Annotated in this window: 1 protein-coding gene; it reads left to right on the plus strand. The window is 44.0% G+C overall.

Features of this window, described 5'->3' with window-relative positions:
* Nucleotides 1-275, plus strand: a 275-nt coding sequence (locus tag PZC42_RS24580; RefSeq protein WP_277214111.1) for an aldo/keto reductase, incomplete at both ends; no start/stop codon positions are given.

The raw sequence follows: 275 nt of genomic DNA on the forward strand, positions 1-275 counted from the left end.
GTAGCTGAAGCTCTCACCACAGCCATTCAGGTTGGATACAGGCATATTGACTGTGCTAGTGCGTATAATAATCAAGCAGAGATTGGTTCTGCTCTTAAGAAGCTTTTTGATGATGGTGTGGTGAAGCGTGAGGACTTATGGATCACTTCCAAACTCTGGTGTTCAGATCATGCACCAGAAGATGTGCCAAAAGCATTGGATAAAACATTACAGGAATTGCAACTTGACTATCTTGACCTCTATCTGATCCACTGGCCAGTCCGCATGAAAAGTGG

Origin of the sequence: Isoptericola croceus (assembly GCF_029382255.1) — a bacterium.
Taxonomy (GTDB): Bacteria; Actinomycetota; Actinomycetes; order Actinomycetales; family Cellulomonadaceae; genus Isoptericola; species Isoptericola croceus.